The organism is Clavibacter sp. MX14-G9D, assembly GCF_032917815.1.
Classification (GTDB): Bacteria; Actinomycetota; Actinomycetes; order Actinomycetales; family Microbacteriaceae; genus Clavibacter; species Clavibacter michiganensis_K.
In genome coordinates this window covers 1-19400 of sequence record NZ_JAVCVL010000014.1, presented here as the reverse complement: position 1 = coordinate 19400, position 19400 = coordinate 1, and the positions used below count along the sequence as shown (strand labels likewise).

Annotated in this window: 12 protein-coding genes; 6 read left to right on the top strand and 6 right to left on the bottom strand. The window is 72.5% G+C overall.

Annotated features, from left to right (window positions below; genetic code table 11):
- Positions 1-1065 (top strand): glycosyltransferase family 4 protein, encoded by a 1065-nt coding sequence (locus Q6969_RS02940; protein WP_317229092.1) that lies wholly within the window; start codon positions 1-3, stop codon positions 1063-1065.
- Between the two features lie 12 nt (positions 1066-1077).
- On the opposite strand, the gene Q6969_RS02935 is transcribed toward Q6969_RS02940, so the two are convergent.
- Complete coding sequence (locus Q6969_RS02935; protein WP_317229091.1) at positions 1078-2019, bottom strand: glycosyltransferase family 2 protein; 942 nt, start codon at positions 2017-2019, stop codon at positions 1078-1080.
- A 149-nt stretch (positions 2020-2168) separates the two neighbouring features.
- On the opposite strand from Q6969_RS02935, the gene Q6969_RS02930 reads away from it, so the two are divergent.
- The gene (locus Q6969_RS02930; protein WP_396335506.1) at positions 2169-3173 is read left to right on the top strand and encodes a glycosyltransferase family 2 protein; all 1005 of its coding nucleotides are present in this window, start codon (positions 2169-2171) and stop codon (positions 3171-3173) included.
- A 7-nt stretch (positions 3174-3180) separates the two neighbouring features.
- On the opposite strand, the gene Q6969_RS02925 is transcribed toward Q6969_RS02930, so the two are convergent.
- The 4 genes from Q6969_RS02925 to Q6969_RS02910 all read right to left on the bottom strand — a co-directional run bounded on the left by Q6969_RS02925 (position 3181) and on the right by Q6969_RS02910 (position 11229).
- Complete coding sequence (locus tag Q6969_RS02925; protein ID WP_317229090.1) at positions 3181-4227, bottom strand: glycosyl transferase; 1047 nt, start codon at positions 4225-4227, stop codon at positions 3181-3183.
- 133 nt (positions 4228-4360) lie between these two features.
- Entirely contained in the window at positions 4361-9082 is a 4722-nt protein-coding gene (locus Q6969_RS02920; RefSeq protein ID WP_317229089.1) for a PKD domain-containing protein, read from the bottom strand.
- 163 nt (positions 9083-9245) lie between these two features.
- Positions 9246-9821: a hypothetical protein gene (locus Q6969_RS02915; protein ID WP_317229088.1), complete on the bottom strand. Its 576-nt coding sequence runs from the start codon at positions 9819-9821 to the stop codon at positions 9246-9248.
- 52 nt (positions 9822-9873) lie between these two features.
- The gene (locus Q6969_RS02910; protein ID WP_317229087.1) at positions 9874-11229 is read right to left on the bottom strand and encodes a hypothetical protein; all 1356 of its coding nucleotides are present in this window, start codon (positions 11227-11229) and stop codon (positions 9874-9876) included.
- Positions 11230-11615: 386 nt separating this feature from the next.
- Between Q6969_RS02910 and Q6969_RS02905 the strand changes: the two genes are divergently transcribed.
- From Q6969_RS02905 to Q6969_RS02895, 3 genes are all read left to right on the top strand, one after another.
- Positions 11616-14075, top strand: a complete 2460-nt coding sequence (locus Q6969_RS02905; protein ID WP_317229086.1) for a right-handed parallel beta-helix repeat-containing protein — start codon at positions 11616-11618, stop codon at positions 14073-14075.
- Positions 14076-14449: 374 nt separating this feature from the next.
- Complete coding sequence (locus Q6969_RS02900) at positions 14450-16960, top strand: right-handed parallel beta-helix repeat-containing protein (protein WP_317229085.1); 2511 nt, start codon at positions 14450-14452, stop codon at positions 16958-16960.
- Between the two features lie 257 nt (positions 16961-17217).
- A complete protein-coding gene (locus Q6969_RS02895) occupies positions 17218-17712 on the top strand; it encodes an adenylyltransferase/cytidyltransferase family protein (RefSeq protein ID WP_317229084.1) in 495 nt (164 codons plus the stop codon).
- A 101-nt stretch (positions 17713-17813) separates the two neighbouring features.
- On the opposite strand, the gene pip is transcribed toward Q6969_RS02895, so the two are convergent.
- Positions 17814-18779: a prolyl aminopeptidase gene (gene pip / locus Q6969_RS02890; protein ID WP_317229083.1), complete on the bottom strand. Its 966-nt coding sequence runs from the start codon at positions 18777-18779 to the stop codon at positions 17814-17816.
- A 152-nt stretch (positions 18780-18931) separates the two neighbouring features.
- Between pip and Q6969_RS02885 the strand changes: the two genes are divergently transcribed.
- The coding region (locus Q6969_RS02885) for a DUF1349 domain-containing protein (RefSeq protein WP_317229082.1) at positions 18932-19400 on the top strand (469 nt) is incomplete at its 3' end.

The window sequence follows — 19400 nt, the reverse complement described above, 5'->3', positions numbered from 1 at the left end:
ATGCCCGCCACCGCTGACTCCGCCCGCCCCTCGGTCGAGGTCCTCTTCCCCGTCGAACGCGACCTCCGCCGCTGGCGGGAACGGCACGCCGCTGGAGAGGTCCCCGGCGAGTGGCCCTACGGACTCGATGCCCTCCGGGGATACGACGCGGACGTGCGGGTCGCCTCGCTCGAGGCACCGTCCCGCGTCGCATCGCTCCGTGACCGCATCGCTCCCCTGCGCTCGCGCCCCGTGGCGCGGACCGGCACCGGACCCCGGGACATCGGCATCACCTGGGACGAGAACGCCGCTCGTCGGATGCTCCTGACCCGACCGCACCGCGAGATGTACACCGGGGTGATCTGGGTCACCGACATGCTGGCCCGCGGACAGGACGTCGGGCGGATGCGTGACGTCCTCCGTCGCATGGACGGGCTGTGGGTCATCAGCCGCGGCCAGGTGGAGCCGCTGCGCGAGTTCGTCGGCGTCGACGGGCCCCCCGTCAGCTTCTTCGCCTTCGGCGTGGACGGAGGGTTCTACCCGGCGCGGCCGATGCCGACGCGTCCGTGCGTGGTGAGCGTGGGCGGGGACCGCGACCGAGACCCGGCAACCCTCTTCGCCGCGCTCGCCCGGGTGCACCGAGCGGTGCCGGAGGCGGAGATCGTCGTCCAGAGCACGTCCGACGTCGACGCCCCCGAGGGCATCCGCAAGGTGCCGTACTTCACGCACTCGGAGCTCGCCGACCTCTACGCGCGCGCCAGCGTCGTCGCGGTGGCGACGCGCGAGAACCTGCACGTCTCCGGCATGACCGTGAGCCTGGAGGCGATGGCGACGGGACGACCGGTCGTCATGACCGGCACACCCGGGGTCGAGGACTACGTGCATCCGGGACGGACGGGCCTCCTGACGCCCGTCGGCGACCCCGATGCGATGGCCGACGCGGTCCTGGCTCTGCTGCGCGACCCTGCTCGCGCCGCCCGCTACGGGGAGGCCGGGCGCCGGGATGTCGAGACGCGGGTCGGCACGGCGCACCTCGCGGCGGGTCTCGCGGACCTCATCGGGCTCCAGCCGCAGTCCGGCGTCTGAGCCGCCGCTGCGTCAACCTCGCCCGGATCGTCGTCGCAGCTCGCGGCGGGCGATGCGGTCGCCGTCGCGCAGCCCCCGGAGGGCGGCCGCGAGCGGTGCACGGGACTCCACGAGCTGGCGCCGTCCACCCTGGAGGAGGATCTCCCACGCGACACGGGGCGAGTTGCGGCGCCATGCGCGCAAGTCGGCGAGGTCCAGGTGTCGGGCGGCGAACAGCATGCGGTTGCGGACGTTGTGGTAGTAGTACGTCGTCGACTTGGCCTGCCCGGCGGACTGCCCGCCCTCGCCCTGGGTGCCGCCCTCGGCGTGCACGGCCGACACGTCGTCGCAGAGCTCGAGCTGTCCGCCCGCGGCGGTCACGCGGTGCGAGAGGTCCACGTCCTCCCAGTACAGGAAGTACTCGTCGTCGAAGCCCCCAGCCCGTCGGAAGAGCGAGACGGGGAGGAGGAGGCAGGCCCCGCTCAGCCAGGGCTCGATGCGGACACCCGGGCCCTCGACCCGGCGTCGACGCGAGCGGATGCGCCCGTCGCCGAGGTACAGGTCCGACCCCGCGGACCACAGCGTCCCGTCCGGGCGGAGGATGCGCGGGGCCACCATGGCGTCACCGGAGCGCCCGCTGGCGGCGAGCAGGGCCGCCACCGCCTCCGGCTCGATGAGCGCGTCCGGGTTGAGCAGCAGGACGTGCGTGCGCCCGAGCGAGGCCGCACGGGACACTCCGCGGTTCATGCCCGTGCCGAACCCCTCGTTTCCCTCCGGCAGCTCCAGGTGCCAGCCCTCCGCCTCCGCCAGTGCAGTGACCGCGACCCTCTCACCGGGTGTGCTGAGGTTGTCGACGATCACCACGGCCAGCTCCGGGCACGCCCGCGAGAGCGGGGCCAGGTTCGCCTCGAGCAGCGCATGCGAGCCGTAGTTCACGACCACGACGGCCAAGGGGGACATGTCACGGTCCGTCATCGCGGATCCTCTCGTCGGGTGCGGGTGCGGGTGCGGGTTCGGGTTCGGATTCGGGTGTGGGTGGGAGCGCCTCGGCCGCGGACCTCGCCGGGCGGCGAGCTGCAGGGGCGTCCGCCGTCCCCCGCCCTCGCCGCTGGGATGATGGGGGTATGAGCTCCGAAGCCCGCCCTGCGCCCGCGAACGCGACCCCGGGGAGCGGTGGTGCCGATGGGTCGCCGAGCATCGCGATCGCGGTACTGACGTACCGGCGGCCCCGCGACATCGTCGCCGTCCTGCCTCTGCTCGCGGAGCAGGCTCGCGCCGTGCACGATCGCGGCTCGGCCGTGCGCATCGTGGTGGTCGACAACGACCCGGACGCGGGCGCGCGCGACGCCGTCCGGCGGGTCTCCGCGGACGCGCCCGTCCCCGTCATGTACGCGCACGAGCCCGAGCCGGGGATCTCCGCCGCGCGGAACCGCGCACTCGACGAGGCCGGCGACGTCGACCTGCTCGTCTTCATCGACGACGACGAGCGCCCGGTCGCCGGCTGGCTCGCGGCGTTGCTCGGCACGTGGCGGACGAGCGGCGCGACCGCTGTCGCCGGGCCGGTCGAGTCCCGCTTCGAGGTCGAACCCGATGCGTGGATCCGGGCCGGGCGCTTCTTCGAGCGCCGTCGTCCGACGACGGGGACGGCGATCGAGGTCGCCGCGACGAACAACATCCTGATCGACCTCCGTCGCGTGCGGGCATGGGGCCTCCGGTTCGACGCCGGCTTCGGCGCCACCGGGGGCGAGGACACGCTGTTCACGAGGTCCATCGTCGCGCACGGCGGGACGATGGTCTGGGCGGCCGAGGCGCGCGTGCTCGACATCGTCCCCCGCGCGCGCATCACTCACCGCTGGGTCGTGCTCCGCGCGCTGAGCAGCGGGAACAGCTGGAGCCGCACGACGCTCGCCCTCGCGGCGTCGCCGCGGCAACGGGCCATCGCCCGAGCCTCCCTGACGGCGCGGGGCGGTGTCCGGATGGTCGGCGGGCTCGCGAGCGTCGCCGCGGGCGCCGTCGGTCTCGGCCTCGGCCGTCGTGCCCGGGGCGTGCGCACGATGGCACGCGGCGCCGGGATCGTCTCCGGTGCGTGGGGTCACGCGCATCGCGAGTACGCCCGCCCGCCGGCCTGACGAGGGGTCATGCGCGCGGGCGTCGTCCGGCCAGGGCGACGGCGCGGCGGTAGGCGGCGACGTGCCGGGCTCCGGCCTCCGGCCACTCGCGTCGGCCGAGGTCCGGTCGCGCGTCCGGGCCGAGCGCGCGCACCCGTGCCAATGCCCCGATGATGTGCTCCGCCGTCAGCTCGCCCTCGTACCGGTTCACCCAGGCATCCCCCATCTCCGCGGCCAGGCGGTCGTTGACGCGGTTCGCAGGGAGCAGGACGGGCCGGTCGAGGGACAGGGTGGTCAGCGCACCACCGGAGTTGTGCATCTCCCGGTACGGCAGGACCACGAGCTCCGACCGGCGCACGAGGTCCACGACCTCCGCGTCGTCGAGGAACCGCAGGTCGAGGGCGATGCGCTCGTCGCCCCGAGCGAGATCCGTGAGCGTCGCGGCGAGCTCGGAGGACGACGGCCGTCCGCCGACCTGAAGCGATGCCGAGCCGGGCATGCCCTGGAACGCGCGCAGCAGCCGGTCGACGCCCTTGTAGCGGCGGATGAGGCCGAAGTAGCCGATGCGGCCCGGGACGGGCGCCGCCATCGCGTGCGCGGCGAACCAGTCTCGGTAGTGCCCGTGCAGGATCGTCTCGTGGGGGCGGTCCTCGCGTTCCGGTGTGTCCTCGTTGAGGTGGATCCAGAGGGTGGTGCGCCGCTCCAGGAGGCGGAGCAGGAGCGTCTCGCGACGTGAGATGCCGTCGGGCAGCTCCAGGTTGTGCAGCGTCCGCACGAGAGGCGTGCGGGTGAGGCCGAGGCGCGCCACGAGCGCGAGGGTGAGGCCCTGCCGGACGAGCTGCTTCAGGGGACTGTGGCCGGAGACCAGGATCTCGGGCCAGTGCACGTGGAACACGTCGTACGGGCGGAGGAGGGCGCTCGTCCACGAGAACGTGCGGACCGCGACGCCCTCCTGGCGCGCGATGCTGCGGCCGAGCATGACGAGGTAGGGGTTCGTGGTGGGCCGCGGGGTGGGGAACGACTGCTGTACGACGAAGGGGCGGGGGCTGCGCCGACGGAGGGCGGTGATCTTCATGGGAGCTCCCTGATGGGCCCGGCGTGCGGGAGTCGGTGGATGAGATGCAGCGCGGCCCCCGGTCTCCGGGAGCCGCGCTGCGGGTCGTGCACGTCCGAGCGGGATGCGGCCTCGCGACCGCATCCCGGTCGGATCAGGGGGCGAACGCCGTCAGGTCGCGGACGGTGACCGTCTGCGGGGCGTTCGTGGCGGATCCCGAGACGTAAGACAGCACGCCCAGGCCTCCGGCGGCCTGCAGGCCGGCGGACGAGTCCGTCGTCTGCACGGTCCACGCCTGGGGCTCCGGCGTCCCCGCGACCCAGACCTTGGCCCGGATCGTCGTGGGACTCGTGCCGACCACCTGCGTGCGGACGCTCACCGCGGTGCCCGCCGCGATGGTCCCGGGGATGCGGACCTCGTTGGCGATGGTGGTCGCCGTGCCCGAGTTCCGGTGCGCCACCAGCGAGACAGCGGCGGTGCCGTTGTTCGCCAGGCGGACGACGGCGCGGTACTCGTTGTTGTTCGACACGCGTCGGCCGATCGCGTACACGTACGTGCCACCGCCGGTCGCGGCCTTGTCCAGCGTGAAGTCGAGGCGCATGTCCACCGCAGTCTGCTTGACCGAGTCCAGGGTCGCACCCGTGGTGACGCCGGTGGTGGGCAGGAGGAACCGGGCCGCGCCGTCCTTGACGGAGAGGTTCGCGGCGGTCCCCCAGCGGGTCCACGCGCCCCCGACGTCCGCCGTGCCGAGGCCGTTGGCCACGGTCCGGGCGAACGCGTCGCGGGCGATCGGGGCGGCGACCGGCGGCGCAGCGATGGTGACGGTGCCCGTGGAGGTCGCCTGGGCACCCGCGGAGTCGGTGACCCGCAGCGTGACCGTGTACGTCCCCGGCGTGGCGTAGACGCGGGTCGCGGTGCGGCCCGTCGCCGTGCTGCCGTCGCCGAAGTCCCACGCGTAGGCCGAGATCGGGCCCTCCGCATCCGTGGACGCCGAGGCGTCGACCGATGCCGTGGATCCGGAGACCGTGCTCGTGAAGGACGCCGTCGGGGGCGCGTCGACCACCACGGGGGCGGTGGCGACCACGCTCTGAACGGTCGTCGCGGTGGCACCCGCGTCGTCCGTCACCGTCAGCCGCACCTGATAGGTGCCGGCCGCAGCGTAGGCGTGGGTCGCCTTGGCGCCGCTGGCCGTGGCCCCGTCCCCGAAGGTCCAGGCGTAGGACGCCACGCTGCCGTCGGCGTCGGCCGAGGCCGAGCCGTCGACCGCGAGGCCCAGGTCCGTCACCGTGCTGGTGAAGGACGCGGTCGGCGCCTGGTTGACGGGCGGGGCGGCGGCGACGGTCACCGAGGTCGTGGAGACCGCCGCGAGGCCCTCGTCGTCCGTGACCGTGAGGGTGACCGGGTAGGTCCCCGCCGCGGCGTAGGAGTGCGACGCCTGGGCGCCGCTGGCGGTCGCCCCGTCGCCGAACTTCCAGGCGTAGGAGGACACGCGGCCGTCGGCGTCGGCGGACGCGCTTCCGTCGACCGCGAGCGCCAGGGCGTCCGTCGTCGTCGTGAACGCGGCCGTCGGCGCCTGGTTGACCCGCGGGGCCACGACCGTGACGTCCGCGGTCTTGACCGCGGTGGCGCCCTTGTCGTCGGTCACCGTGAGGCGGACCGTGTAGGTGCCCGCTGCGCCGTAGGCGTGGGTGGCGGTGGCGCCGGTCGCCGTGGCGCCGTCCCCGAACTCCCAGGCGTACGAGGCGACCTGGCCGTCGGAGTCGGTCGACGCCGAGCCGTCCACGGTCACGGAAAGGTCCGCGGTCCGAGCGCCGAACTCCGCGACGGGGGCGACGTTCGGCTTGGTGCCGAGGCCGAGCGCGTAGTGCTGGCTGACGGTGGCGGCGGAGAGGGCGGTCGAGTAGACGGCCGCCTCGTCGATGGTCGCCGCGACGAACGGGCTGGAGGAGCCCCACGTCGGGTCCCCGCCGAGCTTCCAGTAGCCGTCGTAGCCCTGCGCCTGCGTCTGCGGGTTGGTGCCGATGAGCTCACCGTCCACGTAGAGCTTCAGTCCGTCGGACGACTGGCTCGCCACGACCTGGTGCCAGCGGCCGTCGGTGTAGGAGCCGGGCGACGTGATCGTGTTCAGCTGCCCCGTGTAGGTGCCGAAGACGAGGCGCCCGTCGTCCTGGAGGTAGACGTGACGGTCGTAGTTGCCGGACAGCCCGTTCGGGTTGTCGCCGAAGCCGATCAGCTTGCCGCCGCGGTTCGTCGTCGAGTTGAACCAGAGCTCGAGCGAGTAGGTCTGCGGGTTGGAGATGCGGCGGGTGCCGGTCACCTGCCCGCTCTGGCCGTCGAACTGCGCCGCGGTGCTGCCAGCGGTGGTGAGGACGCCGGGCACGCCCTGCGTCACGCCTCCGCGGAAGGCCGCGGGGCTGTCGGTCGGGCTGGCGTCCGCCGCGACGTCCGTGCCGCCCTTCTCGTCCAGCCGCCAGAACGACTCGGGGCTGTCCTGGAAGACGCGTGCGCCGTAGGAGTCGGCCGGGGCCTTGGGCAGTCGCGACTGTCGGCCGGAGGCCACGTAGTGAGCGTCCACCTGCTGGCGGTCGAGCGCGGTCGGGTAGATCGCGACGTCGTCGATGGCACCGGCGAAGAACTGGCCGCCGTCCCACGAGTTGTCCCCGCCGATGCGCCAGTAGCCCTTGTAGTCCTGCGCGGACGTCGTGTCGCTGCGGAAGCCCGCGCGGACGCCGTCGACGTAGAGCTGCATGCCGCCCTGGCCGAGCGTGCCGACCACCTGGTGCCACTGGCCGTCGTTCAGCGCCGTGGCGGAGCTGAGGCTGCGGATCTGGTTCGGGTAGACGCCGAAGTTCACGCGTCCGTCGTTCGACATGTAGATGTGGCGGTCGTAGCTGCCGGACGTGCCGGACGGGTTGCTGCCGAATCCGACGATCTTGCCGCCCGAGGTCGTGGTCGTCTTGAACCACGCCTCGACGGAGAACGTCTGCGGTCCGGAGATCAGCTTCTTGGAGACCGAGAGGCCGTTCACGGTGCCGTCGTAGGTCGACGCCTTGGTGGAGTCGCTGAGGATCGCTCCTGCTGCTCCCCGGGTGATGCCCGTGCCCGCGGTCTGGTCGTCGAAGCCGGCCCAGTCGTAGTTCACGGTGCCGGAGGCCTCGCCGAGGCGCCAGAAGGACCCGGCTCCGTCGGCGCGGACGGCGTCGACGTAGGGGCTCGGGGCGTCGCTGGTCACGGTGGCCGAGACGCTGTCGCCGATGACGGTGTTGCCGAGGGGATCGGTGGCCCGGATCCGGTAGCTGTACGCCTTGCCGGGCGTCAGACCACGATCGATGAAGCCCATGGCCGGGCGGTTCCACGGGGACGAGTCCTGCGTGGTCGTGTAGACGGGGGTCGTGGTGTTGCCGTCGCGGTACACCTGGTACATGAGGCGCGTGTTGTCGCGGTCGGCGTTGGCGGGCCAGCTGACGCGCAGCGTGCCGGACTCCTGCGACGTGACCGTCGCCTTGAAGGCCGCTCCGGAGTCGATGGGGCCCTGCGTGTTGGGGGCCTTCGACTTCGCGGCGAAGCGCACGATTCCCTGCTGGCGCTTGCCGTTCACCTGGGTGAACTCGCCCGCGTAGGAGAGGTAGCCGTCGCCGGCGGCGACGCTCCAGGGACCCTGGCTCTGGCCGGTGAAGGTGCCCACGTTGATGTCCGGGTACCAGTCGAGCATGGTCGGAGCAGGGGTGCCCTCGTAGTTGTAGTACCCCATGGGGTCGCGCGTGATGGTCTGCGTGGCCTTCTTCGTGAACGCGAGCCCGCGGTAGAAGGTCCAGGTGGGCTCCGTCTGCGGGAAGCCGCCGATGTTCCCGCAGTAGTGCGGGTGGCCGGCGACGTAGACCTGGTCGCCGAAGGGCGCTGCGGAGTACGTGTCGCCGTGGCAGTCCTCGACCCAGGTCGTGTCGCCGTTCGCCCAATCGGCGCGGAACGCGCCCTCCAGGTTGCCGCCGGCGCCGAACGTGTAGCCGGTGCCGTAGACGCCGTCGGCGTCCGCGGTGAGGCTCGTGATCGAGGACTGGTTACCGCCGTTACGGATCAGGTTGTTGACGTTCCAGGGCAGGTTCTGCCCGGTCGCGGTGCTGACGGCGCCGAGGCCGTAGCCCGGGTTGTTCGACCCGTTGAGGCTCGTGAAGCTGCCGCCGACGACGAGCTTCTGCGCGTCCGGGGAGATGACCATCGCGGTGACCGAGCCGTCGTTGGTGACAGGCGCGAAGGCCGTCTCCACGCCGTTCGACGCGTTCACCGCGGCGATGCGGGTGCGCACGCTCTTGCCGATCGAGGTGAAGGCACCACCGAGGTACACGGTCGAGGCCGTCGCGGCGATCGCGTTGACCTGAGCGTTCGTCCCGGCGGTGAAGGAGGTGATGACCTGGCCGTTGACCGGGTCGAGCGCAGCGATGCGGTACTTGTTCACGCCGTTGACGGTCGTGAACGAACCGCCGATGTAGATGCGGGAGCCGTCCGGCGAGGCCTCAATCGCCTTGACCTGGCCGTTGAGGACCGGTGCGAAGGAGTTGATGAGCACGCCGGTGCGGATGTCGTACGCGAGGATGCTCGACCGCGGGACGGTGTTGGCTCCTGCGGCGGAGCCGGCGGGCTGGGCGGTGGAGAAGTTCCCGCCCACGTAGACGACGTTGCCGACCACCTTCTGGGTCCAGACGACGCCGTTGATCTGCACGGTGGGCAGGGCGTCGGCGGAGACGGTGACGGGGGTCGTGGGTTCGACGGGGACGGTGTCTGCCACAGCAGGCTGGACGCCTACGAATACCGAGGCCATGACGGCGGCGGCGGTGGCGAGCGCGAGCGGACGCAGGCGCGAGGGCAGGGTAATGCCCATGGTGAGGCCTCATTCGGGTAAAGGCACCGGCATTTCGGGTTACCGGTGCGCTGGCTGGAGCCTATGGGCGGATCCACAGCCGGGTGAGACCCCATTACAGGGGGGGGCACGACATCACGAGCGAGTGGGCGACGACGCCCGCCGATCGGCGGGACCCCGGAGGTCAGCTGCGCGGCGCCTCGCCGGCGAAGACCACCACGGGCGTCCCCGCGAGGTAGTCGAACGCTATCCGCACATCGTCCCGCCGGTCGGCGGGCACGGTGAACACGTAGGTCCCGGTCGCGGACGCACCGGGAGCCACGTCCGCGGGCAACGGGACGGAACCCGTCGAGAGGGCGTCGGCGGGCAGCTGGTCCTCGCCCGTGGAGACGGTGACGACGGTGGCCGCCAGGGACACCGGCTCTGCGGTGTCGTTGCGGACCGTGACGTCGAAGGACAGCGCCGGTCCGGCGACCTCGCCCGGACCATCGGCGACGCCGTCGACGGCGGCGAGGGCGCTGATCGACGTGACGACGCCGGGGACGGGTTCCGCGGTCGCGTCGATCGCCACGGGAGCGGCCTCCGCCGGGGGCACCTGGCCCTCCTGCGGGTCCTGGGACGTCACCGGCGTGCTGGTCGCCGAGGGATCGGACGAGAAGGCGGGCGCCTCGGTCCCGGTCGGACCCGGGGCGCCCTGTCCGCCCCTCGAGGCGACGACGAGGACGACGATGAGCACGACGGCGACGAGGATCGCCACCATCGCCACGATGAGGCGTCGGCGTCCGGGGGCCGCCCCCCGCGAGGGATCAGGGTCAGCGGGCGTCGCGGACATGGGTCCTCCGTGCGGGTCGGGTGCGGTCAGCGCTCACTCTAGGCGAGCGGTGGCCGACGGCCGCCTGACGCGCGGGGGGAGCGAGGCTCAGCCCGAGTGCCAGGACCAGCAGCGGCACCGCGCTGAACAGCGGGCTGAACGGGATGTTCCACAATGACTTGACGATGACGTACACCAGGAGGGCAGCCGCCATGCGGTGCGTCACCGCCGTGCCCGCCGCGGCGACGAGCACGACGAGGATCGCGATGGTCAGCAGGATCCCCGCCCACCCGAAGCGCGTCCACAGGTCGCCGAGCACCGAGTGCAGCTCGAAGGAGCTGCCGAACAGGTAGTTCTCGACGTATCCGTTGTCCGGGTCGTAGTTGAGCGCGGCCATGCCGGTCTTCGCGACCTGGATGTCGGTGAGGTTCGGGAGCGTCCCCGAGCCGAAGCCCCAGGGGTGGTGCTGGAACAGGGCAGTGGCGGCGCCGAGCTCCGGACGTCCTCCGGCGATGACGGAGCCCGCCTCGTCGAGCTGGCGCTCGGTGCGCTGCCGCGTCGACTCCCCCAGGTACCCCTCGAGGATGAGCGCCTGCCCGGCCTGGTAGACGACGACAGCGAGCCCCCCGAGCACCAGCAGTGTCGACACCACGCTCCCCCGACGGCCGGTGGCGGGCCGTAGATCCCACAGCACCACGAGGAGCACGAGCAGGAGGACCGCCAGCTCGGACCGCGAGTCGTTGGTGCCGGCCATCACGATGAGCGCGACCAGGACGACGACGGCGACCCACCGTCTGCCGGATCGCCAGGCAAGCGCGAGCAGCAGGACCGCCAAGGGCACGGACAAGCCGAACTTCCACGGGTTCGTGGAGAAGAGGGTCGACCCTGGGTTGATGCCGGCGACCATGCCGAAGCCGAACCAGACGGCCACGGATGCATCTCGCATCAGGGTGCGCGCCCAGACGATGACGCCGACGGAGCCGAGCACGCCCAGGACCAGCACCGACGCCGACACCCCCTCCGTGGAGGACGTCGCATGATCGGCGGACGAGGACGCCGTCAGCCACGCGCCGGCGACGACGGACAGCACGACGAGGCCGGCCAGCACCGGGGCGCCGCGGTGGCGGAGGAACGCCGGGATCCAGATCGGCGCCAGGAGCACCGCCGCCACGTGCCCGACCTCGAGACCCTGCTGCACCGGCTCGCGGAACGCGATGAGGACGATCGCGACGGCCGCGACCGCGCGGAGGGCCGGATGTGCGGCGGCGCCGACCGTCGTGGCCGGGTCCGAGGACGCCGACGCCCGCGGACGCCGAAGGCGTCGGGAGGAGGACGATGCGCGTTCGGGGTCGGCCACTGTCGGGTGCCCTCCTGGTCTCGAGTCCACCCCGCTCGCAACGAGGACACGCCGAGGAGCGCTCCGGACCGCGATAATCCTCGCACGTGGAGAAATGCGCCCCCGAACTGGGGTGGGGCCACCCCCCGTACGGGGTGCACGGCATGATCCGTCGCCTCGACGGCAAGTGGTAGTGCACGAACGGATAGAGTCGCCACATCGCCAGCCCGGGACCCGACGGGGACAGCGGGGCTCCTCGCTCACCACGAGGGATGCCCCGCGGGATCCGCCCGCGACGCTGACGATCGCGGGACCCGTGCCATGCACCGGGCCCCCGTGCCGACACCGATCGTCTGACCTCCCCGCCTGCGCGGAGGGGCTCCGATGTGCCGACCCGTAGGAACGACATGCCCATCCCCCTGCCCTCATCCCTCCTCCGACGAGTCCCGGCGATCCTCGTCGGCACGACCACCGCCATCGCCCTCGCTCTCGGCGCCACACTCGTTCCCGCCGCCCCGGCCTCGGCGGCCGTCGGCACCGACTCCTTCTCCCGCCAGGTCGCTTCCGGCTGGGGCATCGCCGAGTCCGGTGGCGCGTACAGCACCTACGGCGCCAAGGGCACTGCCTTCTCCGTGGACGGGAGCAGAGGCCGTATCGCCGCGCTCCCGGCCGGCTCGTCCGCCGGCGCCTACCTCGCCGGCTCCTCGCTCCTCGACGCCACGGCCACCGCCTCGCTGACCCTGGTCGGCTCGACCGCGCTCACGGCGTATCCGGCCCTCGAGGTCCGGCGTCAGGGGGATGGTTCGTCCTACCGCGGCAAGGCGGAGATCACACGTTCCGGCAAGCTGCGGATCGCCGTCTCGCGGTCGAACGCGGGACGCGAGACCGCCCTGGGGAGCGCGGACGTGACCAGCTCGTTCGCGCCGGGGACCACGGTCGCCGTCAGGATCCAGGTGACGGGGACCTCTCCGGTCGCCGTCTCCGCGAAGGCCTGGGTGGCAGGGACCGCGGAGCCCGGCTGGCAGAGCACCGTCTCGGACGGCTCCTCGGCGCGCGTCGCCACTGCGGGAGCCGTCGGCGTGTGGGCCTACGCGTCGGGCAGCAACTCCACGTCGACCACGCTCGCGGTCGACGGCCTGGCCAGCGGCGCCCCTTCGACGACGACCCCGACGCCGACGCCGACCACCAGCGCGCCGGCGCCGGCGCCGACCCCGACGGCGCTCCCCCGCACCGGCACCGCCCGGGGCTCCGTCTCGGTCGGCTCCGCCGCGTATGCCGTGCCGTCGGGCGCGTTGTTCGTGAGCAGCTCGTCCGGCGACGACGGCGCCGCCGGGACGCAGAACGCGCCCCTGCGCTCCCTGACCCGCGCGGTCGCGCGCGCTTCCTCCGGGCAGACCATCGTGATGCGTGGGGGGACGTACCACGAGTCCGTCGTCGTCCCCTATCAGAAGCCCGTGACCATCCAGGCTTACCCGCGCGAGGCGGTGTGGCTCGACGGTTCCAGCCGCGTCGCGTCCTTCGTCCGCAGCGGGTCGACCTGGGTCGCCTCGGGCTGGGGCACGCGGTTCTCGTCCGCGATCTCCGGGGTCCCCGACAACCCGCGCTTCGTGAACTCCGCCGCGCCGCTCGCGGCCCGGCCGGATCAGGTCTTCCTCGGTGGCGCCCAGCTCCGCCAGGTCGGATCCGCGTCTGCGGTGGTCGCGGGCACGTTCTTCGTCGACTATGGCGCGGGGACGATCCGCATCGGCTCCGACCCGAGCGGCAAGGAGGTGCGAGCCAGCGACCTCCGCCAGGCCCTCCAGGTCCAGGCGCCGGACACCACGGTCCGCGGCATAGGCGTGCGCCGGTACGCGACCACCTATGACGACCGTGGTGCGGTCCGCTTCGACAACGTGCGCGCGACGATGCAGGACGTGGTCGTGGAGGACACCGCCACCGTCGGCATCGTCCTCGGGAACAACGACTCTCGACTCGTGCGGGTCACCGCTCAGCGCAACGGGATGCTCGGCGTGAACGCGAGCTCGGCGTACCGGCTGGTGGTGCGGGACAGCGTGATCACCGGCAACAACGCCGAGCGCTTCAAGCCCGCGCCGGTGTCAGGCGGCATCAAGATCACGCGCTCGCGCGACGTCGAGGTCGTCAACAACGACACCGGCCGGAACTTCGGGTCGGGGATGTGGTTCGACGAGTCCTGCTACGACCTCACGGTCACGGGCAACGACTCGAACGACAACGAGTACACGGGCATTCAGCTGGAGCTGTCCGATACCGCGATCGTCGCGGACAACAGCACGACCGGCGGCCAGACCGGCATCAACCTGTTCGACAGCGGCAACGTGCAGCTGTTCAACAACACGATGGGCGGCAACTCCAAGTTCGCGCTGTCGCTCCTCCAGGACGAGCGACGCCAGGCGGTCGCCTCCTTCGACGGGCAGGACCCCCGCCGCCCTGCCGTCGACTCCACCGTCCCGTGGCTGACCCGCAACATCGTCGTCAGCAACAACGTCTTCGCGAGTGGCGGCGGCTTCTCCATCTACGCGATCGACAAGAAGACGAACATCCCGGTCGACCGGTGGAACCTCACCATCACGGGCAACCTGTTCACGAAGCGGGTCGCGACGACGGACCCGACGATGGTGGCCTGGGGCCAGGGTGACAACTCCACCCTGGCCCGCTATGAGAGCCCCGCCGCTCTGTCCGCGGCGAAGAACGGCTCATGGCGGAACACGATGACCACGGCCAGCACGTCCGTGTCGGGGATGGCCTCCTATCTCACGGCGGCCGCGAACCTCGCCGTCGCGCTGCCCAGCGGGATCGCCGGGCTGCTCGGGCAACCGTCCGGGGTGAAGCGCGTCGGCATCTTCTAGGCGCCCGCGCGTCCGAGCGAAGGACCCCGTCCGGTGGACGGGGTCCTTCGCTCGTCCGTCGCCTCGCGGCGGCGGTCTCGGCCCCGCGCTACTGATCCCCCGCCGGCGGGGTACTGACTTCGCCTCGGGCCCCCCATCGGGGGCTCGGGCTGGATAGTGTTCGGGGATCGAGCCATCTCATCCCGAGGACGGGGACGACGGGGACCTCGGGAGGCGTCGGGCCGGGGGGCCCGCGCGCAGCTGGTCCCGAACCCCGCCGCCCGTCGTCGAGATGGTGGCGATCGTCCCGGGGGGACCGATCATCGCACCGCCGTCCTCCGGAACCTCGTCGTGGACTCGTGACCGCCAGCAGAGCGTCGCGAAAGAGGACCGAGATGACCAGTCACCCGCACACCAGGATCCGGGCCACGTCCCGCATCGCCCACGGCGCCCTCGCGGCGTTCTCCGTCACCGCGCTCACCACGGGCATGCTCGTCGACGGTGTGGACTCGGCCGCCGCGTCGACGATGCCCGTCGACACCTTCACTCGCCAAGTCGCGGTCGGGCGGGGCACCGCCGACGGAGGCGCCTCGTACACCCTTCGAGGTGAGCGCGGGGCCACGTTCTCCGTGGACGGCACGCGCGCGCGGATCTCGGGCATCGCGGCGGGTACGTCAGCCGCCGCGTCCCTCGACGACGCCCCGATGCGCGACGGCTCCGTCGCCGCCACGGTCGCGCTCGTGGGCACTGCGCCCCTCGGCCTCTACCAGGGGCTCGAGATCCGCCGACAGCCGGACGGGACCTCCTACCGGGGCCGGGTCGAATTCGGGCGATCGGGTGCGGTGCGCGTCAGCATCACGAGGACGGCAGCGGACGGCTCCTCCACGGACCTCGGCTCACCCGTCGCGTTGGGGACGGCGGCAGCTGGCACCTCCGTGCACGTGGAGGTGCAGGCCACGGGGACGTCGCCGGTGGCGCTCTCCGTGCGGGCGTGGCCCATGGGCACGGCGAAGCCGGCTTGGCATGCCATGGCGACGGACGCCACTGCGGCGCGCATCTCCGCACCGGGCGGCACCGGGGTCTGGTCCTACGCGTCCGGCAGCAACAGCGGGCCCACGACCGTGGCGTTCGACGACCTTGCGCAGGTCGCCGCCGACCCGTCCGCGGCGACGCAGCCGACGCCATCGATCTCCGCTCCCGCACCGACCCGAGATGCCGTGCCGACGCCCGCTCCCGCGTCGTCCCCCGCGCCGGCGGCCGTGCCCACGTCGTACGGACCGCGCGGTTCCGCGCCGGTCGGATCCGCCGTGTATCCCGCGCCCGCGGGCGCCCTCTACGTCAACGCCCTCGTCGGCCGGGACACCGCCGCCGGGACCAAGGCCGCGCCCCTCAAGACCCTCGCCGCCGCCGTCATGAAGGCGAAGGCCGGCCAGACGATCGTCCTGCGCGCCGGGACGTACCACGAGGCCGTCGTCGTGCCCTTCAACAAGCCGCTGACCATCCAATCGTTCCCGCGCGAGGCCGTCTGGCTCGACGGGTCCTCGAAGGTGACCGGCTGGACGAAGAGCGGTACCAGCTGGGTGGCCCGCGGATGGGCCGTGAAGGTCCCCCGGACCATCGCGGGCGTCGCCGACAACCCGCGCTTCGTCCGCCCTGAGGCGCCCATGGCGGCGCGGACGGACCAGGTGTTCGTCGCCGGCACGCCGCTGCGGCAGGTCGCGACGGCCGCGCAGGTCGTGCCCGGCACGTTCTTCGTCGACGAGACGGCGAAGACCATCCGCATCGGCACCAACCCGATCGGCAAGGAGGTCCGCGCCAGCGACCTGCGCCAGGCGCTCCAGATCCAGTCAGCGGACGCCACCGTCCAGGGCATCGGCATCCGGCGCTACGCGACGAGCTACGAGGACCGCGGCGCCCTGCGGTTCGACAACGTCCGCGCGACGGCCCGCGATCTCGTGATCCAGGACAACGCGATGGTCGGCATCGCGCTCGGCAACAACGACGCGACCGTGTCCCGACTCACCGTCCAACGCAGCGGCATGCTCGGGCTGAGCACCGGCTACTCGTACGGGCTCGTGGTGGAGGACAGCGTCTTCACCCAGAACAACTCGGAGCGGTTCAAGGCGGCCCCGGTGAGCGGCGGCATCAAGATCGCCCGTGCGCGGGACGTCACGGTCGTGAACAACGACACCAGCCGCAACTTCGGCAGCGGCATCTGGCTCGACGAGTCGTGCTACGACATCACGATCGTCGGGAACACCTCGAACGACAACGAGTACACGGGCATCCAGCTCGAGCTCTCCGCGAAGGCCGTCGTCGCCGACAACTCCACCACGGGAGGCCAGACGGGCATCCAGATCATCGGCACCGGCGACGTGCAGGTCTTCAACAACACGATGGGGAGCAACTCCAAGATGGGCCTCGCCCTCCTGCAGGACGAGCGCCGGCAGGCCGTCGCGGACTACGAGGGACAGGATCCGCGGCAGCCGGCCGTCGACCCGACCGTCCCGTGGCTCACCCGCGACATCACCGTGAGCGACAACGTCTTCGCCAACGGAGGCCGGTTCTCCGTCTACGCGCTCGACCAGAGGACGCGCATCCCGGTGGACCGGTGGAACCTCGTGATCACGGGCAACCTCTTCACGAAGCGCGTGGCGACCACGGACCCCACCATGGTCGCCTGGGGTCAGGGCGACAACGCGACCCTCGTCCGCTACGAGACCGCGGAGGCCCTCGCCGCGGCGAAGGGCACGACGTGGCGGAACACCGTGACGCCGTCGAGCACCTCGTCCGCGGACATGGCGCAGCACATCGCGCCGGCGTCGGCCGCCGCCGTCCCGCTGCCCGCGCCCATCGCGGCGCTCGTCGGCCAGCTGGCTGGGGTCAAGCACGTCGGGACCTTCTGACCGCCCCGGCCCGCGTCGTGCGGACCGGACGCCCACCCCCCTTTCGCGGGCTCCCGCTTCCCACGGCGGGAGCCCGCGACCTATGCTCGTGAGGAGATCCACCCGCTCCCCGCCGCCCCCACCCAGGTCGGCCGACGTACCCGCGTCGCTGGAGCAGGTCGATCCGACCCGGCGTACCCGCACCGGGCAGCACCCGATCCCGCTCCCCCGGCGTACCCGCGCCCGGACGCGGTCTACCCGAGAAGACACGACGAGCCATGACCCGTATCGGCTACGCCGCTGGAGCATTCGACCTGTTCCACGTCGGCCACCTCAACATCCTCAAGCACGCCAAGAGCCAGTGCGACTACCTGATCGCGGGCGTCGTCTCGGACGAGATGCTCGAGCGCAACAAGGGCATCACCCCGGTGGTGCCGCTCGCCGAGCGCCTCGAGATCGTCAGCCACATCAGCTACGTCGACGAGGCCCGCGCGGAGACGCTGTCCGACAAGCTCGACACCTGGCGCGACGTGCGCTTCGACGTCTTCTTCAAGGGCGACGACTGGCGCGGCACCCCCAAGGGCGAGCGGCTCGAGGCGGAGTTCGCCGCTGTCGGCGTCGAGGTCGTCTACTTCCCGTACACGATGCACACCTCCAGCACCCGGCTCCGTCGCGCGCTCGACGTCCTGAGCGGTGTCGGCGCCGCGGCCGCTCCCGCGGCCACGCTCGCGCAGCCCGCCGGCCACGTGGCGCACACGCTGGTCAGCCGCTAGCGGCCATCCGCCAGCCGAGAGCGGCCTGCGGCTGCCATGCGCTCACGTGACGGCGGATGCCCGTGCCTCCGCTCCGCGCAGAAGCCCCGCCAGCCCGCACCTCACCCCAGCCGCTCCGCCGCCCGGTCCGTCGCGGCGACGAGCGCGTCGAGGATGCCCGGCTCGTCGAACGCGTGCCCCGCGTCCGGCACCATCGTGAAGCGCGCCTCCGGCAGCGCTCGGTGGAGGTCCCAGGCGGTGACCGCGGGCGTGCACATGTCGTAGCGGCCCTGGACGATCTCGGTGGGGATGCCGGCGAGCAGGTGCGCGTCGCGGAGCAGCTGGCCGTCCTCCATCCAGCCGCCGTGCGTGAAGTAGTGGTTCTCGATGCGCGCGAAGGCCAGCGCGTAGGACGGCTCGGCGAAGCGGGCGACGACCTCGGGCTTCGGCAGCAGGGTGATGCCCGACGCCTCCCACGTCGACCAGGCGACCGCGGCCGGCCCGTGCACCTCCGGGTCGGGATCCGCGAGCAGCGCCGCGTACGCCGCGATGATCCCGCCGCGCGGGACCCCGCGGACGGGCGCGGTGAACGCCTCCCACCCGTCGGGGTAGACCATGCCGGCCGGGCCCTCGTAGAACCAGTCGAGCTCGGATGCCCGCAGCGTGAAGATGCCACGGAGGATGAGGCCGGTCACGCGGGTCGGGTGCGTCTCGGCGTAGGCGAGCGCGAGGGTCGAGCCCCAGGATCCGCCGAACACCAGCCAGCGCTCGACGCCGAGGTGCGTGCGGAGCCGCTCCAGGTCGGCGACGAGGTGCCAGGTCGTGTTCACGGAGAGGTCGGCGGAGGGCTCCGACACGTGCGGCGTGCTGCGGCCGCAGCCGCGCTGGTCGACGAGGACGATGCGGTACCGGGCGGGGTCGAACAGGCGCCGGTGCGCGGGGCTGGTACCGCCCCCGGGACCGCCGTGCAGGAAGACGACGGGGATGCCGTCGGGGTTCCCGGAGGTCTCCCAGTAGAGGAGCTGGCCGTCCCCCACGTCGAGCATGCCGGTGTCGTACGGGTCGATCTCGGGGTACGGGCTGCGCATGGGACGAGCCTACGGTCGCCTCGCGGCCGGGCGCCGCGGACCGGGAGCGTCGACGCGGTCCGGGCGCGTCGGACCAGGCGCACCGCGCCGAGCTGCCCGCCTCGCCCCGACGCCGGGTCGCGCGGCGACACGGGGACCCGTAGCGTCGACGCATGATCGACGTGCCCTGGACGGACGGACGCTGGACCACGGAGCCCGAGGCGGTGCGGATCCACTCGGACGGCATGGACGTGACGGCCCGCGCGGGCAGCGACGCCTGGCGCACCACGTCGTACGGCTTCGTGCACGACACGGAGCACGCCCTGCTGGCGCCCCTGCCGCCGGGCTCGGCCGTGGAGGTCGCCTTCGTCCTCGACCTGGCGGAGCAGTTCGACCAGGCGGGCGCGTTCGTGCGGGTCGACGCGGAGAGCTGGATCAAGGCCGGCGTCGAGCGCAGCGACGGGGAGGACGGGCTCGGCGCCGTCGTGACCCGCGGCGTGTCCGACTGGTCGCTCGCGCCCGTGCCGGGCTGGTCCGGCCGGCTGGTCACCATCCGCGCGAGCCGCTCCGGCGACGCCCTCACCGTGCGCGCGCGGGTCGACGAGGAGCCGTGGCGCCTCGTGCGGGTCGCGCCGCTGGATC

Coding starts and splice junctions, on each gene's coding strand:
- Q6969_RS02940 (WP_317229092.1), top strand. CDS start 1: ATGCCCGCCACCGCTGACTCCGCCCGCCCCTCGGTCGAGGTCCTCTTC.
- Q6969_RS02935 (WP_317229091.1), bottom strand. CDS start 2,019: ATGACGGACCGTGACATGTCCCCCTTGGCCGTCGTGGTCGTGAACTAC.
- Q6969_RS02930 (WP_396335506.1), top strand. CDS start 2,169: ATGAGCTCCGAAGCCCGCCCTGCGCCCGCGAACGCGACCCCGGGGAGC.
- Q6969_RS02925 (WP_317229090.1), bottom strand. CDS start 4,227: ATGAAGATCACCGCCCTCCGTCGGCGCAGCCCCCGCCCCTTCGTCGTA.
- Q6969_RS02920 (WP_317229089.1), bottom strand. CDS start 9,082: ATGGGCATTACCCTGCCCTCGCGCCTGCGTCCGCTCGCGCTCGCCACC.
- Q6969_RS02915 (WP_317229088.1), bottom strand. CDS start 9,821: ATGGTGGCGATCCTCGTCGCCGTCGTGCTCATCGTCGTCCTCGTCGTC.
- Q6969_RS02905 (WP_317229086.1), top strand. CDS start 11,616: ATGCCCATCCCCCTGCCCTCATCCCTCCTCCGACGAGTCCCGGCGATC.
- Q6969_RS02900 (WP_317229085.1), top strand. CDS start 14,450: ATGACCAGTCACCCGCACACCAGGATCCGGGCCACGTCCCGCATCGCC.
- Q6969_RS02895 (WP_317229084.1), top strand. CDS start 17,218: ATGACCCGTATCGGCTACGCCGCTGGAGCATTCGACCTGTTCCACGTC.
- pip (WP_317229083.1), bottom strand. CDS start 18,779: ATGCGCAGCCCGTACCCCGAGATCGACCCGTACGACACCGGCATGCTC.